The following is a 15679-nucleotide window of genomic DNA, read 5'->3' as shown; positions in this document are numbered from 1 at the left end:
CTTGCGATTTTATGTCCGAATCCTATACATGATTAAAGCAACGAAAGGTATTATAAAATTGATTCAAATTAGTAAAATATTATATATTTTACCTTTCTATCCGATATAACCTCTGTCCGAGGTAGTCTATCGCTCTAGTTCGGTAGACTGATAGAAGGATACTCGGGCGTAATCATTTTATAGGAGGTTATTGAATGAGATGTGAGAATTGTGGTTATGAAAACGGACAAGGTGCCTACTGCGCAGAATGCGGTGCCGCCAGTAGAAGAAGGATTACGAATCCGTCACACGCAGACAGCAATGAAGAAGCAAGGTTTTCCACTCAGGATGGATACAGAGATTCCGTAACAAGAGGAGGTCAAGTGGCAGCTGAAGGAAGAGCCAATCCCCTGCAATCACTCGGGCAAAACGAACGGGTTCAGCAAGCTGCAGAAGTAAGCAGACAGTATCTTTCCTTTTTTGTAAAAGCGCTGATAAGACCTTACCAAACGATGCGAAATGTACAACCCGCACATGCACTACACAGCTATATTACAATGAGCTTGATTTCGATTCTTACTGCTCTCTTCTCCATGCTTGTGCTGAACAGAGTCAGCTTTGGGTATGGCGCCAGCTTTATGAGCGGGTTTATGAAACCCTTACTGTTTACAGGAATTACACTGCTTGTTGGTTTAGCCATTGTTTACGGTATGACAAAGCTATACCGAACAAAAGCGGACTTTAAGCAGGTCGCAGCGGGATATGGAACCCTGCTTATTCCTTCTGTAGCATCAATTCTACTAGCGAATCTCCTGTTTATGGTGCATCTTACAACCCTCTCCCTAGTTTTAATGGGGATTGCCTTTCTCATTGCTTTTGTAGCCGTAAATATAAGTATTTTTACATATCCAGTTTTGCAGAAGAACCACCAGACAGTAGATGTCACTTATGCGCTGATCATTGCTAACCTTATCTTGTTCTATCTGATCTACAAAATTGTTAGTTCTATTGTAATGTCTGTGCTTGGCGGCATGATGGCCAGCTTTTTATAGTCGTAATCCGTACCCTAAGTTTAGAAAACAAAGAATCTTTAGCGAGATAAAAAATCCCCTGATCATCTGACAAGGTAATAACCTTGATGGAATGACAGAGGGATTTTCGTCGTATTCCTAGTTATAGATTAGCGATCATTATTATGTACGTAAATAGCTTGGCCAGATCTCTTGAGGCATTCGGTCCCAGCTGAAGCGCAGGTTTGCCAGAACTCATCATAATATCACCATAGATTATGCCCCAGTCACTTGTAAATTTCGGCTTTACTGGCTCTGGCGGTTCAAGACCGTACTTATCTATTATCTGTTCCCTTAATTCGTTTGATAATGAAAATCCCTTACCCTCATCAGGGTTGTTTACCCGCTCCATCTTAGCAGAAATCGTACTAAGACTATCTGCTTGTACCTTCGTAATTGTTACTCCCTGTGCTTCAGCAGTTTCAAGTTGAAACAATAAGAGAATCGCACAAAAGAAGGCGAAGATCACTCCTTTATACATTTCTTTTCTCCCCTTTTTAAAACATAGCCCTTCGTAAATAACATAAAAATGGTATTATTAAGGTTAACCATTAAAAATTACCATATAATCACCTTAAAATGAAACGCTAATATAACACAGAATTATCGTTCTCTCAATTGTTAGTACGTATACGAAGAAGGCGCAAACATGGTATTTTTGATACTTTTACTCTTAATCATTATTATTTTCTTGTTGCTTAACATTAATTCTAAAATTCCGCCGCGGGACTATGTGAAAGAAGCTCTCGAGAGAGATGAAAAATGGCGTCAGGACATGGAAAAGAAAAAAGAACAGGAAAAATGGAATACGTAAGTATGGGTACTAATCCCAATCAAAAAAAATGGATACCGCTATGGCATCCATTTTCCGTTTTCTTTTATAGATATCGTGAATCACTTCTATCCAGTTTCTTCTATTTAAATAGTCTGCTTATTCCAGACCTACAGTAACATTTACATTTCCTTTAATGGCTTTAGAATAAGGGCAGTAATCATGAGCTAGTTTCACATACTTCTGTGCTGTTTCCTCATCCAGTCCATCGATACGAACGTTCAGTTCGACTTCTAGTTTAACTCCGTTATCCTCAGGATCTGCTTTTAACATAACCGTCGCTGTTACTGTACTCTTCTCAATCTTTACTTGATTCTTCTTCAATTGAAATTCTAGTGCAGAGTTAAAGCAAGCACTGTATCCCGCAGCAAACAATTGTTCCGGGTTGGTCGCTGTCGTTTCTTTCCCTCCAAGTTCAGGCGGGGCTGCAACTTCCAGCAGGAATGTATTATCTGGAGATTGTACAAACCCTTGGCGTCCACCTGTATTGATCACGGTTGTTTCATATAATGTTTTCATCGTTTTAGTCTCCTTTATATTACCCATGTATTGTTTTTTCGATCCATCTTAATTCATTTCGTTTAACTTTAATCGACTTGCTAACAATTCAATTGTACACAATCTAATATTGAAAGTAAATCCTTTTTTTAAAATGAATGTATTTCGCTTTCTTTACTCTTTTCAGAAATTCTGAATAACGTTTTCTCAATTAACGAACAATACCTATGTCCTTTTTAGATATGTCCCTAGGTTGTAGGGGTCAAACCCCAGTATCTTTCCTTTGAATTTGTCAAGGGCTTTGTTTACAATTTTTATTGACTCCAGTAAAAAAACCTTATAAATTTCAAGCTGCAAGTTGATATCGTTTTCTTACATTCTGGCCAGTTTGTTTTTCGTATACTTTTTACAAGGAGCGTGGATTCATGAAGAAACCTAGTGAAAGAACGGTTCAAATGACCCGGTTTCTTCTTGCAACGCCAGGCCGCTTTGTAACCGTACGTGAGCTGTCAGATGAATTGGATGTTAGTGAAAAGACGATTAAACGCGAGCTGTCAGCTATGGAAAAATGGCTCAGCGATTATGCTCTTACGCTAAACCGTAAACCCGGAGCTGGTCTTATGCTTGAAGGAGAACCTTCTGCTTTCGAATCCGTTCGAGACGCGATCGAAAGCTTTAAAGCACCCACCAGTTATTCCCGAGATGAACGCCGATATTTTATTATTAGTGAGCTTTTACTGAGTTCTGAACCTATTAAACTTTTCAACTTCGCATCAAGATTTAAAGTAACGGAAGGTACGCTCAGCCACGATTTGGATCTTATAGAAGGTTGGCTCGAAGCCTTTCATATTAAGTTAATGCGCAAACCTGGATATGGTATTTATGTAGAAGGCACGGAAAAAGATTACCGGGCCGCACTCATTCATCTGCTTCATGAAAGTGTAGATGAGTATGAACTCATTCGTCTGGTTCGCGACCCGCTGAATGAAAGCGGTCAAAAAATAGGACGAATTCAACAACATATCCGAAACCGCCTTTTGAATCTTGTTGAAGATCGTACCATTGTGATTATTGAAAAGTATTTGACAGAGCTCGAAGAAAGAACCGGGATGAAGCTGACAGACAGCGCCTTTATCGGACTCGCCGTCCACCTCGCTCTTGCGATCGAGAGAATCAAAAAAGGGCAGCGTATCATTATTCCCCCAAGCGTACTTAGCGAACTGCGATTGCACCCTGATTTCAATGCAGCTCAGATGCTTGTGAAACGCTTAGAGGAAGCCCTTGGTCTAACGATTCCCGAAGATGAAGTTGGCTATATTACTATGCACCTAAAGGGTGCTGAGACAAGGATTCAAACCGAAGCCGAATCAGAAGCAGCTTATGAGAATGTCAGTTTTGAGCTCGTTCGACTGGCACGAAAAATTCTTAAAGAAGCGGAAGCGGAAACGGGTTTTGAATTAAAAAGCAACAGCAAGCTTTTCTATGGTTTTATTAGTCATCTAGGTCCTGCTATTGAGCGATTAAGGCTTGGCCTCGATATTCGTAACCCTTTGCTCTCTCAGATTAAGGAGCAATACGCTACCACTTATAAAGTAGCCAAAAAGTGCGCCAAAGTTCTAGAAGATTATCTAGAAAAACCTGTCCCGGAAGCGGAAATCGGTTACATTGCCCTCCACATCGGAGCGATGTCGGAGTATGCAGGAGTTAAGTACAGAGAACGACCGGTTCGTGTCTTAATCGTATGTGCAAGCGGAATGGGCACCTCTAGTCTTCTCCAAACCCGAATAAGAAAAGAATTCCCTTCTCTTCAAGTTGTCGATGCCATCTCTGCTGCAGAGATCAGTGAGCTTGATGAACAAGTCGATCTGGTTATCTCCACAGTAGATTTAACAAGCAAAAGACAAGTAGTCAGGGTATCCCCTCTTCTTGGAGAAGCGGATATGAAAAACGTAAGAACTGCTCTAGAACATCTTGAACCATTACCAGATCTTCGGCCTGCTTCAAATGAAGCACCCGCTTATTTACCAGATACGCTGGAAAAGCAGAAGAATCTGATTCAAGGTATTCAAGATCTCATGAATAATCTGGTGATTGAAGATCAGGTGGAATCTAGGACGATTAATGAGCTGATCGATAAGATTGCTAGGCAATTTACGAATGAGGAAGAAGAAGCTTCTACGCTCAGCCTCGAACTTCATGATAGGGAACGTCTTGGGGAAACGATTCTTTCTACTGAGGGAATCTTTTTACTGCACTGCAGATCGACCGTTATTCATCGTTTAGCTCTTGGTATTATTCGCTTTAAGGAACCGCTGACATATGGCTCAGAAAATGATGCAAATCTCTATGCTGCCATCATTTTATTAGCACCAAAACAAAGCGAACGTACGTATCTGGAAGCGGCAAGCGAAGTCAGCAAATCACTGATAGACCGTCCTGGCTTTGCTATTCGTTTAAGTGTAGCTCGCCAAGCTGCCCTAACGAAAGAAATTCAAGGTATTTTGAAAGATCTATATTTACGAAAAATGGAACAATACACAATGGAGGTAGAACAAATATGAGTACGCTGGAAGCTACTAGCGAATCTGTCCCTAAAAAAACGGGCAATATCAAACAAGCAACTCAGAAATTTGGACGCTTTCTAAGTGCAATGGTTATGCCGAATATCGGTGCCTTTATTGCCTGGGGGCTTCTGACTGCTCTCTTTATTGAGGCAGGTTATTTCCCGAATGCTACACTGGCATCCCTTGTGGATCCAATGATTAAATACCTTCTTCCATTGCTGATTGCATATAGCGGCGGTAAAGCCGTTCATGATCATCGAGGCGGGGTACTAGGTGCCATTGCCGCAATGGGAGTTATTGTCGGAGCTGATATTCCGATGTTTATCGGTGCCATGATTATGGGTCCGCTCGGCGGATGGGTAATCAAGCAGTTTGATAAATATGTCGGAAGCAAAACTCCTTCTGGTTTTGAAATGCTTGTAAATAACTTCTCTGCCGGTATTATCGGTATGCTTTTGGCCATTGCAGGACTTTACGGTATTGGACCTGTCGTTGCTACATTCACTAACCTATTGGCTTCTGGTGTAGATGCGATGCTGAACTGGGGAATTCTCCCGCTAGTATCCATCTTTATCGAACCAGCAAAAATTTTGTTCTTGAACAATGCAATTAACCATGGAATTCTGAGTCCAATTGGTATTCAACAAGCAGAATCCACGGGTCAATCGATCATGTTCTTGCTTGAAGCAAACCCAGGACCAGGTCTTGGTGTACTGCTTGCTTACAGCATTTTCGGAAAAGGTTCAATTAAAGGATCAGCACCGGGCGCAGCAATCATTCATTTCTTCGGTGGTATTCATGAGGTTTACTTCCCGTATGTCCTGATGAAACCAATTATGTTCGTATCTGTCATCGTATCTGGTATGGCTGGTGTATTCACATTTAACATGCTAGATGCAGGTCTAATTGCTGCATCTTCTCCAGGAAGTATCATTGCGATTATGGCGATGTCAGCCAAAGGTTCTTATATCCCTATTCTTGCGGGTGTTCTTGTATCTGTTGTTGTATCTTTCTTGCTCTCTTCCTTATTCTTGCGCAGATCTTCTGCAGATGAACAAGACCTGGAAAAAGCAAAAGAAGCAGTTGCAGGCATGAAAAAAAGCAGTAAAGGAATCACAGATGCTCCAGCAGCTAACTTGAATGACAAAGCAGAAATCAAGAAAATTATCTTTGCATGTGATGCAGGTATGGGTTCAAGTGCAATGGGTGCTACTTCTTTCCGTAAAAAAGTAAAAGCAGCTGGTCTGCCAATTGATGTAACAAACACAGCAATCGAGAATATTCCAAACGATGCAGACATTGTTGTTACTCAGCAGAACCTGACACCACGAGCTAAAGGTAAAGCACCTAATGCTATTCACGTCTCGATTGATAACTTCGTTAACAATCCGATTTATGACAAATTAATTGCCGACTTAAAAGCAAAACATGAACAAAGTACTTCTCCTGTACCTGAATACGCAAAAGAAGATGTTTCTGGTGCAGCAGACAAAGCGGTTCCTGAAGAAGTGAAAGAAACTTCCGAAGATACAAAAGGCGGCGACGTACTACGTAAAGAAAACATTGTACTTCAGCTTCCATCCGAAAGTAAGGAAGATGCAATCCGCCGTGCGGGTGAATCCCTTGTTGCAGCAGGTTATGTAAAACCACATTATGTGGATGCTATGATTGAACGCGAAGGGGTAGCAACTACATACATCGGTAACGGTGTAGCGATTCCTCACGGAGTAGGCGATGCGAAGAAAGAAATTAAAACAAGTGGTATTGTCGTTCATCAATATCCAGAAGGTGTTGAATTCGAAGGCGGCCGTGCATATCTCGTTATCGGGATTGCTGGAGCAGGTAGAGAACACTTACAGATTCTCACGAAAATTGCAGAAGCTATTGAAGACGAATCTACCGTAACAAGACTGGCACAATCCAAAGATCCTAATGAAATTTACAGCATTTTCGGAGAATAAAGAATACCAAATCTTTAAAACGAAAGCGGGTTTTTCATATGAAAAAAGCAATTCAATTTGGAGCAGGAAATATCGGGCGCGGCTTTATCGGCGCCCTTCTCTCCCAAGCTTCTTACCATGTCGTATTTGCAGATATTAATGAAGAAATGATTAATGAACTAAACGAGAAAAAAAGCTACCAGATCCATATTCTTGATCTGGAGCAAAGACAAGAAACAATTTCGAATGTTTCCGGTGTACTCTCGAATGGTCCAGATATCGTGAACGAAGTGGCTGAGGCTGACATCGTAACGACTGCAGTAGGTCCGAATGTTCTGAAAATCATTGCTTCTACGATTGCTAAAGGTATTGAAGCTCGCAGAGAAGCAGGCAGAGGTGTTCTGAATATCATCGCTTGTGAGAACATGGTCGGCGGAAGCAAACACCTAGAAGAACAGGTATACACTCACTTGTCCGAGGCAGGTAAAGCATATGCTGAGGAGAATGTAGGTTTTGCTAACTGTTCAGTAGACCGTATCGTTCCTCCTTACCAAGGCGAGAACATGCTTGATGTCGGTGTTGAGTCTTTCTACGAATGGATCGTAGAAGAGCCTTCCCTTAAAGGAGAAGTACCTCAAATTCCAGGCATGAAACTGACAGATAACCTGCTTGCTTATGTTCAGCGTAAACTGTTCACATTGAACACAGGTCATGCGATTACAGCTTACCTTGGTTACCTGGCTGGTATGGAAACCATTGAAGAAGCAATCAATAATGATGAGATTCGCGCAGTGGTACGTCAAGCAATGGAAGAAAGCGGCGATGCACTGATCAAGAAGCATGGTTTTGATAAAGAAGAACACTATAAATACATTGATAAGATCGAAAAACGCTTTAAAAACCCATATATTCGCGATGAAGTTATTCGTGTAGGTCGTGAGCCGCTTCGTAAGCTTGGTCCTGCAGATCGCCTAGTAGGTCCTGCTAATATGGCGATTCAATATGGACTTGGACATGTTGCTCTCCTAAAAGGTATTGCAGCTGCATTCCATTATGATAACCCGCAAGATCCGCAGTCCAAAGAGTTGCAAGAGCAAATTGCCCAAAATGGCATTGAAGCTGCTGTATCCTCTGTTACTGGCTTTACAGATGGCAGTGAAGATCACCGCATCATCTGTGAAGAATATGCGAAGACTTCCAAAGCCTAATAAATGTATTGTGTAGCTCAATTATTATGTATCAACCGTCATCCTTAGAGGATGGCGGTTTTTTTGTATCTCCAGTACAACTCCCTCTACTAAAATGGTTCTTTTGTCTATATATAGTTACAAATTTATCGTTTTAAAAAGTTATGAAATTGATTTTGTATATCATGTTTTTCACAAATATGTTAGTTCATTGATCAAGATGGGTATTCTATAAGTATATAAAGTGATAAACAGGACTATTTACATCTTGTTTTCGCTCCAGCAATTCCTTTATATTGAAAGAAAGCGATTACAAAAATACTTCTTCACTTTTTTCTTCCTGCTACCGACATAGTTAATATGAACTAATCAAAAGCGAACGGAGGAATTCCTATGATGAAAGAACTACAAATTGCTGAGCGAAAAGGTTATTCTGTACATCTTTCTTTAATGGATGGGTCTGTCTATTCTGGGGTCGTAAGTCTTCAGCTCCCATATAAGAAGCTTCGTCTAAAACATACACAAGGTATTGTCAGTATTCCTTTTCAGGAAATTAAACATTGTTCTACGCTCATTCCTGTCCCATTTTGAATTCTAGCTCCCTATCCTATATTACTTTTTACTAGATCAGCCGATGTCCACTCTTTTGATAAGGAGCGGATATCGGCTTTTGTTATGGAGTTTTATGGAAGTGAAAACCATACTTACCAATGTGATTTTAGGCATATTCTCATTTACGCACCACCCCCGCTACATTTTGTATACAAGAGAATTATTTACTTTAATATAATCTAAAATAAATAATTATGAAATAAATAGAAAAAAGCCCTTATATAGGGCTTTTCAAACTTTTCTGAAACCACTTATTGTCCTAACATAAACAAACTTACGGCACCTAAAGCCAAAATCACGATGGAAAGCACCTGAATCCATGATCTAAGCTCCCAATACCGAATGGCATAGACCACAGACATACTGAGGAAAAACCAGCCTAGAGAGATAGTCGAATTCACTAGCGAAACAATCAGTAAAATTAGGGCGAGAGCAGTAGCAACTGCCTCCGCTATAACAAACTTAGGATTGCGTTTTTTCTTACCCGGGTTCAGGATAAAAATCACCTCCGGATACCATTTAACCATAGGTTCTAGTCACTTGAAAACAGCTTGTCTTCATATACATATGTCCTTATTTCACACCATTATATACGAATGCTCTAATAATCGAACGCTGTGCAAAGAAGAAAATAATCAAAATCGGCACAACAAGTATCAAATTCCCTGCCATAAGAACATTCCATGTTGTCAGCCCTTCTGTTTCTCGAATCTTAGCAATCCCGAGCGGAAGGGTACGCGCCGTTTCATTCGTTGTCATCACCAGCGGCCAGAAATAATCATTCCAGTGACTAATAAAACTGAATAAACCGAAGGTAATGAGTGCAGGACGAGCCATAGGAATCATCAGCTTCAGCATAATCTTCCACTCTTTTGCTTTATCCAGACGAGCTGCCTCGATGAGTTCATTTGGCACTTGCTTAAAGGATTGACGCAGAAGAAATATCCCGAATGCACTGGATGCAAAAGGTAGAATCAGTCCAAGATGCGTATTAAGCAGATTCCAAGAACTAAGTTCAAGATACACGGGCAAAAAGATCAACTGAGAAGGAATCATCAGCGTTACCATGACAAGTCCAAACAAAATACCTGACCCCTTAAACTCAAACCTCGCAAACGCATAGGCTGCGGGAATAATCGTAAGCATCTGCATCAGCAAAATGCCTCCAGAGATCATCACGCTGTTCATAAAATAGTGAAGAAACGGTCCAGAGTTCCAGGCTTGAACAAAGTTTTGCCACTGCGGGGTTGCCGGAATCCACTCGGGCGGAAAGATCATCGTCTCCGGCAGTGTTTTAAGTGATGTGGACACCATCCAAACAAAGGGTAAAGCAAAGATAAGAACAAGCATTCCCATTAGAATCACATTAATGACAGTAAGGAGACGGTTCATCACCTTCATACCGCTTACTTCCTCTTTCGCTTTGCCTCGGGATGCGCGTTCTGCTTTTGCTGCTGGTTCAAGTACATTCATAAGTAGCCTCCTTTCCCTTTTACCGATAATGAACCTTTTTGGATAGCAGACGGAAATAGATAAGGGTAAGGATCCCAACAATCACAAGCAAGATCACCCCAGCCGCTGAAGCATAGCCAATCTTAAAGAAACGGAAACCATATTGATAGATGTAATAGACCAAGGTGTTTGTTGAATTCACCGGCCCACCCTGCGTCATAATAGCGATCGTCTCAAATACTTGAAAGGAACCAATCATACTCATAATCGCTAGGAAAAACAGCGTTGGAGATAACATGGGTAGCGTTAATCGCGTAAACGTACGCCATGGTTTGGATCGATCCAGTGCAGCTGCTTCATATATACTTTGCGGAATGCTTTGCAGCCCGGCAATAAAGACAAGGGTGTTAAACCCAATCCCTTTCCACACCGCCACGAGAATAAGTGACATCAGAGAAGTATCTGGATGAGATAACCACTCTAATGGTCCAAAACCCAACAGGCCGATAACCCAGTTCAGAAGTCCATACTCAGGGTCCATCAGCCAGCTCCATAATAGTGAAATGGATACTAAAGAAATAATATGCGGACTGAATATGGCCCCTTGGACAAATCCATAGAAAGCTCCGGAACGATTTAACCAAAGAGCCAGTAGTAAAGAAATACTAAGGGTGAGAAGCACGGTAGAAACGGTGTATATTGTCGTATTTAGTATGACCTGACGAAACTCAGCATCCGACAATAATGCCGAAAAATTTTGCAAACCGACATAATCCTTTGTAGGGCTGACAAAATTCCAGTCAAATACACTGAGATACATCATATAAAAAATAGGATAAATGAAGAATACGCCAAAAACGGCTAGTGCCGGCGTTACCATTCCATAGGGTCTAAGTTTATGCCATATGCTTGATGTCGAACTCATCATGCCTCTAGCCTCCTCCGCTCACCGAAACGAGTTCAAGAGCATTCGTTGTTACCGTTTCACTTCCAGCGGCTCTATATTCTGCTTGTCTTAGCCTCATCCCGCTAGGGTCAAAATAGTACAACTGCTCGTATGGAACCGTAACGGTAACCATGTTATTCATAATAAGAGGGGCGAGGAACGTCTTAACAGAGAACATACCGAAGCTCGACTGAATCTGGTATATATTCTCTGCCCCGAGGCTTTCCCTGGTCATGATTTCTCCACCGATTCTAAGACCCTCTCCTTTTAGCTCATGCCCGGCATGCAGCTGTGCATGCTCAGGACGAAATCCAAAATGGCGAATCTCTTCTTTGCTTTTTCCCGATAAAGAGGGAAAATGGATCCCTTTATAAGGAAGAATGTTCATCGCAGGCGTTCCGATAAACTGAGCGGCAAACATGTTGGCTGGATTATGGTACAGCTCAATTGGAGAAGCCGCTTGCTGAATGACCCCTTTATTCATAATGACAATCTCATCGCCCATAGACATCGCTTCTACCTGATCATGGGTTACATACACAAACGTCGTCCCCAGCCTTTTATGTAGCTGAATAAGCTCTGTCCGCATCTGATGGCGGAGCTTCGCATCTAGATTACTGAGCGGCTCATCGAGTATAAAGACCTCTGGTTTCTTAACCATAGCCCGAGCAAGAGCTACACGCTGGCGCTGTCCGCCGGAGAGCATCTCCGGCTTCTTTTTCATATAATCGCTCAGGCCTACAATTTCGGCGATATCGGCAATCAGCGTATCGCGTTCCTTCTTCGGAACCTTCCGGTTAATCAGTCCAAATTCAATATTGTCATGGACATTCATCGTTGGATAAAGTGCGTAGTTTTGGAAAACCATCGCTACATCACGCATCCCTGGGGGAACTCCATTTACTCGCTTGCCATCAATCCAAATATCACCGCTGGTTTGGTCATCAAGCCCCGCAATCATACGGAGCGTTGTTGATTTACCACAGCCAGATGGACCGACAAGCACCGTAAATGAACCATCTTTTATCGTAAGGTCAAGGTCCTTAATTACCTCTTCCTGCTTAAAAAACTTGCTGATTCCTTTTAGCTCAATTTGGCCCATCTTCTCCACTCCTTTTATTTACTTAACAGTGTATTTGCTTTCTCATTGGCTTCGTTCATCGCTTCCTGGGCAGAGACTTTAGGATCAAGTAATGTTTTCTCAATTGCATTCTTTACGATCTTCGCAACTTCAGGATACGCCGTCTCCATCGGACGAGGTCTGGCATAAGCCAGCTGATCTACAGCAACTTTATATTGCGGGAATTCCTTATAGAGCGACTGTAATTCTTCACTTTCGAGTGCAGAGATTCGAGTAGGTAAGTATCCCGTGTGTTTGCTTTGATATGTTGTACTCTCAGCTGTTGTCATGAAGGTAAGGAATTCCCAAGCTGCCGCTGTTTCTTCTTCACTAAGTTTTGATGTAATCACGAGCTGACAACCGCCTGTAGGAACGCCATATGATTTATTCGCCGGCATAAAGGCTGTGTTAAATTCAAAGTTATTTCCTTGTGAGATTTCAATAGCACCGGCAACCCCTGCCGTTGAACCAAATCGAAACGCAGATGTCTGGTTAGCCCAGTCTTTTTCCGCCGTTGCTCCGGCTTCATCTCCCACTGGAATTTTAATGATTCCTTCACTGGCTAACTTCTTCCAGAACTCTACAGGAGCAACACCTTCAGGAGAGTTAAATAAAGCAGACTTCCCATCCTCCGTTAATACCTGACCACCAGACTGTGCTACAAGTCCCTCGTAGAACCAGATATCTGTAGGCATTGTCATTGCTGTTTTCCCTTTTGCTTTCAGCACTTTGCCGTACTCTTCGAATTCGTCCCATGTCTTCGGTCCAGCAGGGTCAAGCCCGGCCTCTTCTAGAATGCTGACATTCATGTACATAATCGGTGTACTGCGCATAAACGGCAGCCCGTATAGCTTGCCATCCACATAGGCATTCCCCATCAGTCCTGGGTTGAAATCGTCAATTTGCAGTTTTTCTTTATCCTGCTCTGCTAAAGCAGTAAGGTCAGTGATCATTCCGTACCTGGCAAAGGTCCCTGTTGAGGAAATCTCAAGATCTGATACGGCCGGCGCATTGTTTGCAGCAAAAGCAGCTTGTACCTTGGCATGTAAATCATCATAGTTACCTTGATACTCAGCAACGACTTCGATTCTGTCCTGAGATTCATTAAAACGTTTTACCAGTTCTTGTTTTGCCTCTTCAATCTTTTCTCCATAGGCATACCAGTATTTAATCTGTATCTTCTCTTCCGTATTTCCGCTGTTCCCGGGGGCAGTACCTGCAGCACTTGTTGCGTTACTTCCTCCTGAATCCGTACCGCAAGCAGCAAGTAAAACGCTCATTCCTAGTACCAGTGTTAATAAATTCCGTCTCTTTCCTCTTCTCATCCTTTGTATCCTCCTTAGAATGAACATCATGAACCTAGCCCCAGCTACCTGATATAACAAAAAGAAACCTCGATCAGACCAAGAACAGCCAGTTACAGGCTGCTTCTTGATCCGATTAGGTTTCTCCATCACTCCAACCCGGGTACTTATTTACTTGTCAGGAAATACGTTAGTTCTCTTATCTCTTCTCATCATAAGACGTTACTGTTAACCGAATTGAAGATTCTTGTTAAGTAAGGATAAACTTTTTATAGGTTACGAATTTGAAAAAATCGCTTTTAGAATGATTTTTCCCACATCTGCTGACTAGATGAAGAAATGGCCGTTGCGCCCTCTAATAAACATGCTTCCGCATGCTCTCGTTTTCGCAGAAGTCCTCCGGAGATGACGGGAATGTCTGTCATTTCTCTCACCTTATGAAGCACCTCGGGAATACGTGCCGGCATGATTTCAATAACATCCGGTTCTACCTGAGCAAGACTTTGTGCAATATTGGCAAGTCCTTCCGAATCAACAAGAAAGAATCGCTGGATGGTAGTAAGTCCTAATTTCTGCGCTTTCTTGACGACTTGAATCTTCGTTGTAATAATCCCGTCAGGCCGAATCGCATTCGCTAGATATTCAAGCCCTTGCTGGTCATAAGAAAGCCCCCCGATCTTCTCTACATGCACGAATACCGGAATATGATGTTTTTGAAATAATTCCACATAACTTTTAATCACACCAATGCTTCCGGTAAGAAGGAACACCGCACTGAGCTGATCTCGATAAGAAAGAGCGGTTTCAAGATAACGTACATCCCGAATGGACGCTACATTACGATACTCGGATAGACGTTTTAGCAGATCATCCACAGCATACTGCTGTTTTGTTTTTCTAGTAGAAAGTTTAGTGTTTTCCGCTCCTATAGCTAGCTGAGATAGACTGTTAGACATGCGCTTTATCTCCTCCGTGTCTGGTGTCTGCACTGATTTGCAGGCCCTCTTCATTCAGCTCCGCTTCTAATGCTTCGAATAAATCTGCTTCATTCAACCGCTCACCCAGCAGCTGCACACAGCACTCTCGCTCTTGCTGTTTTCCGCGAGCATGCGGAGTGGCCCTAAAATGATTCATATAAGTAAAAATTTCAGGTAACTGGTCAGTGAGCGTGGAATCTATAATATCTACAGCCTGAACTCTAACTTCTTCCCCCGTAATTTCGGCTAAACGATAGGCATGCTGATCCAGACAAGCAGACAGCTGAATGAAAGTCCATCCATGCTGTTCCGTAATTGAATCCACATGCGTATGTCCGTTAAAATAAATACCTGTTCCTTTTTTCTGGCGGAGAATTTGCCACATATCAATGGAAGGGTCGATCGATCCTTTTTCACGATCCGATCCTGTCGTTGTTAAATGGATCGGGTGATGTGCAAAAACTAGCATCGGCTTTGATCCTGACATTTGGACTACTTCTTCGAACCAGTTCAACTGCTCTTCGTCAAGCCAACCTCCCCAGTTTTCTAAATCCATCTCTCTTGTGGTATCTAGAAAAACAAGAATGAAATCTTCCATAGTTATGGAGTAATAACAGGCTTGTCCTGTTTGTTTTTGAATCTCTTTTTTAGGCTGAGTATACGTATCATGATTACCCAAAACATGATGAAACCTGCGTTCATAGGAATGTATGATCTCGTAAACTTCTTGCAATTCGCGCTTTGTTCCGAGATTGGTCAGATCCCCCAGTGATATATACAAGTCGGCTTCAGAACTTAAAAAATGATGCAGCATATTTTTATAAAATGCATCTCTTGCTTCTCTCCAGTTACCTAGCATTTGATCTGCCTCATGATAATGTAAGTCACCTATCATTGCTATCCTCATGGTCTTGTACACTCTCCTTTGAGTTGATCTGTAATGAAGTATAGAGGGAGAATGTTATCTGAGATCTTTATCCAGTCGCGTTTTTTGTAAATGCGTATCTTTAGCAAATCTGTATTTACATTTAAATCAAATTGTGTTAAAAATAATAAATTAAAGTTTTCACATGGAAATTTTATGACATGATAAATTCTCACGTAATCTATTGGAAGAACTTTGCATAAATACGCAATATAGTGTGTCATATGTTATTATGGTGGTATATATAGGAAGAAGGGCACGATTACTCACTCG

General features: G+C 41.8%; 15 protein-coding genes. 6 read left to right on the top strand and 9 right to left on the bottom strand.

The window, feature by feature from the left end; all coding sequences use genetic code 11:
- Positions 1–194 precede the first annotated feature (194 nt).
- Entirely contained in the window at positions 195–1031 is an 837-nt protein-coding gene (locus H9647_RS19385; protein ID WP_191803047.1) for a zinc ribbon domain-containing protein, read from the top strand.
- Between the two features lie 121 nt (positions 1032–1152).
- On the opposite strand, the gene H9647_RS19380 is transcribed toward H9647_RS19385, so the two are convergent.
- On the bottom strand, positions 1153–1485 hold the full coding sequence (locus H9647_RS19380) for a hypothetical protein (protein WP_191803045.1): 333 nt from the start codon (positions 1483–1485) through the stop codon (positions 1153–1155).
- Positions 1486–1698: 213 nt separating this feature from the next.
- Here H9647_RS19380 and H9647_RS19375 point away from each other — a divergent pair, with 213 nt between their 5' ends.
- Positions 1699–1863 (top strand): hypothetical protein, encoded by a 165-nt coding sequence (locus H9647_RS19375; RefSeq protein WP_191803043.1) that lies wholly within the window; start codon positions 1699–1701, stop codon positions 1861–1863.
- A 117-nt stretch (positions 1864–1980) separates the two neighbouring features.
- On the opposite strand, the gene H9647_RS19370 is transcribed toward H9647_RS19375, so the two are convergent.
- Positions 1981–2400 (bottom strand): organic hydroperoxide resistance protein, encoded by a 420-nt coding sequence (locus H9647_RS19370; protein WP_191803041.1) that lies wholly within the window; start codon positions 2398–2400, stop codon positions 1981–1983.
- Between the two features lie 404 nt (positions 2401–2804).
- Between H9647_RS19370 and H9647_RS19365 the strand changes: the two genes are divergently transcribed.
- From H9647_RS19365 to H9647_RS19350, 4 genes are all read left to right on the top strand, one after another.
- Positions 2805–4940, top strand: coding sequence for a BglG family transcription antiterminator (locus tag H9647_RS19365; RefSeq protein WP_191803039.1), 2136 nt, complete (start codon positions 2805–2807; stop codon positions 4938–4940).
- Positions 4937–6904, top strand: coding sequence for a PTS mannitol transporter subunit IICBA (locus H9647_RS19360; protein ID WP_191803037.1), 1968 nt, complete (start codon positions 4937–4939; stop codon positions 6902–6904). Before H9647_RS19365 ends, H9647_RS19360 begins: the two co-directional genes overlap by 4 nt.
- Positions 6905–6942: 38 nt before the next feature.
- Complete coding sequence (locus H9647_RS19355) at positions 6943–8091, top strand: mannitol-1-phosphate 5-dehydrogenase (protein ID WP_191803035.1); 1149 nt, start codon at positions 6943–6945, stop codon at positions 8089–8091.
- A 372-nt stretch (positions 8092–8463) separates the two neighbouring features.
- Complete coding sequence (locus tag H9647_RS19350; RefSeq protein WP_191803033.1) at positions 8464–8661, top strand: hypothetical protein; 198 nt, start codon at positions 8464–8466, stop codon at positions 8659–8661.
- A gap of 272 nt (positions 8662–8933) precedes the next feature.
- Here H9647_RS19350 and H9647_RS19345 read toward each other — a convergent pair whose 3' ends face one another.
- The 7 genes from H9647_RS19345 to H9647_RS19315 all read right to left on the bottom strand — a co-directional run bounded on the left by H9647_RS19345 (position 8934) and on the right by H9647_RS19315 (position 15388).
- Positions 8934–9209, bottom strand: a complete 276-nt coding sequence (locus H9647_RS19345) for a hypothetical protein (protein ID WP_191803031.1) — start codon at positions 9207–9209, stop codon at positions 8934–8936.
- A 46-nt stretch (positions 9210–9255) separates the two neighbouring features.
- Positions 9256–10074, bottom strand: a complete 819-nt coding sequence (locus tag H9647_RS19340) for a carbohydrate ABC transporter permease (protein ID WP_225229428.1) — start codon at positions 10072–10074, stop codon at positions 9256–9258.
- A 100-nt stretch (positions 10075–10174) separates the two neighbouring features.
- The gene (locus H9647_RS19335; protein ID WP_225229419.1) at positions 10175–11062 is read right to left on the bottom strand and encodes a carbohydrate ABC transporter permease; all 888 of its coding nucleotides are present in this window, start codon (positions 11060–11062) and stop codon (positions 10175–10177) included.
- 4 nt (positions 11063–11066) lie between these two features.
- Positions 11067–12182 (bottom strand): ABC transporter ATP-binding protein, encoded by a 1116-nt coding sequence (locus H9647_RS19330; protein WP_191803027.1) that lies wholly within the window; start codon positions 12180–12182, stop codon positions 11067–11069.
- Positions 12183–12196: 14 nt separating this feature from the next.
- Complete coding sequence (locus tag H9647_RS19325) at positions 12197–13525, bottom strand: ABC transporter substrate-binding protein (protein WP_191803025.1); 1329 nt, start codon at positions 13523–13525, stop codon at positions 12197–12199.
- 278 nt (positions 13526–13803) lie between these two features.
- On the bottom strand, positions 13804–14460 hold the full coding sequence (locus H9647_RS19320) for a glycerol-3-phosphate responsive antiterminator (RefSeq protein ID WP_191803022.1): 657 nt from the start codon (positions 14458–14460) through the stop codon (positions 13804–13806).
- On the bottom strand, positions 14453–15388 hold the full coding sequence (locus H9647_RS19315; RefSeq protein WP_191803020.1) for a metallophosphoesterase family protein: 936 nt from the start codon (positions 15386–15388) through the stop codon (positions 14453–14455). The genes H9647_RS19320 and H9647_RS19315 overlap by 8 nt, the downstream gene beginning before the upstream one ends.
- Positions 15389–15679: the final 291 nt, after the last annotated feature.

The sequence above is a fragment of the Paenibacillus gallinarum genome (assembly GCF_014836635.1).
Classification (GTDB): Bacteria; Bacillota; Bacilli; order Paenibacillales; family Paenibacillaceae; genus Paenibacillus; species Paenibacillus gallinarum.
This window is presented reverse-complemented; position numbering and strand designations above follow the sequence as displayed.

Bases quoted from the DNA above. Each gene is read 5' to 3' on its own strand.
- H9647_RS19385 (WP_191803047.1), top strand. From the start codon at position 195: ATGAGATGTGAGAATTGTGGTTATGAAAACGGACAAGGTGCCTACTGC.
- H9647_RS19375 (WP_191803043.1), top strand. From the start codon at position 1,699: ATGGTATTTTTGATACTTTTACTCTTAATCATTATTATTTTCTTGTTG.
- H9647_RS19370 (WP_191803041.1), bottom strand. From the start codon at position 2,400: ATGAAAACATTATATGAAACAACCGTGATCAATACAGGTGGACGCCAA.
- H9647_RS19365 (WP_191803039.1), top strand. From the start codon at position 2,805: ATGAAGAAACCTAGTGAAAGAACGGTTCAAATGACCCGGTTTCTTCTT.
- H9647_RS19360 (WP_191803037.1), top strand. From the start codon at position 4,937: ATGAGTACGCTGGAAGCTACTAGCGAATCTGTCCCTAAAAAAACGGGC.
- H9647_RS19355 (WP_191803035.1), top strand. From the start codon at position 6,943: ATGAAAAAAGCAATTCAATTTGGAGCAGGAAATATCGGGCGCGGCTTT.
- H9647_RS19350 (WP_191803033.1), top strand. From the start codon at position 8,464: ATGATGAAAGAACTACAAATTGCTGAGCGAAAAGGTTATTCTGTACAT.
- H9647_RS19345 (WP_191803031.1), bottom strand. From the start codon at position 9,209: ATGGTTAAATGGTATCCGGAGGTGATTTTTATCCTGAACCCGGGTAAG.
- H9647_RS19340 (WP_225229428.1), bottom strand. From the start codon at position 10,074: ATGAACCGTCTCCTTACTGTCATTAATGTGATTCTAATGGGAATGCTT.
- H9647_RS19335 (WP_225229419.1), bottom strand. From the start codon at position 11,062: ATGATGAGTTCGACATCAAGCATATGGCATAAACTTAGACCCTATGGA.
- H9647_RS19330 (WP_191803027.1), bottom strand. From the start codon at position 12,182: ATGGGCCAAATTGAGCTAAAAGGAATCAGCAAGTTTTTTAAGCAGGAA.
- H9647_RS19325 (WP_191803025.1), bottom strand. From the start codon at position 13,525: ATGAGAAGAGGAAAGAGACGGAATTTATTAACACTGGTACTAGGAATG.
- H9647_RS19320 (WP_191803022.1), bottom strand. From the start codon at position 14,460: ATGTCTAACAGTCTATCTCAGCTAGCTATAGGAGCGGAAAACACTAAA.
- H9647_RS19315 (WP_191803020.1), bottom strand. From the start codon at position 15,388: ATGAGGATAGCAATGATAGGTGACTTACATTATCATGAGGCAGATCAA.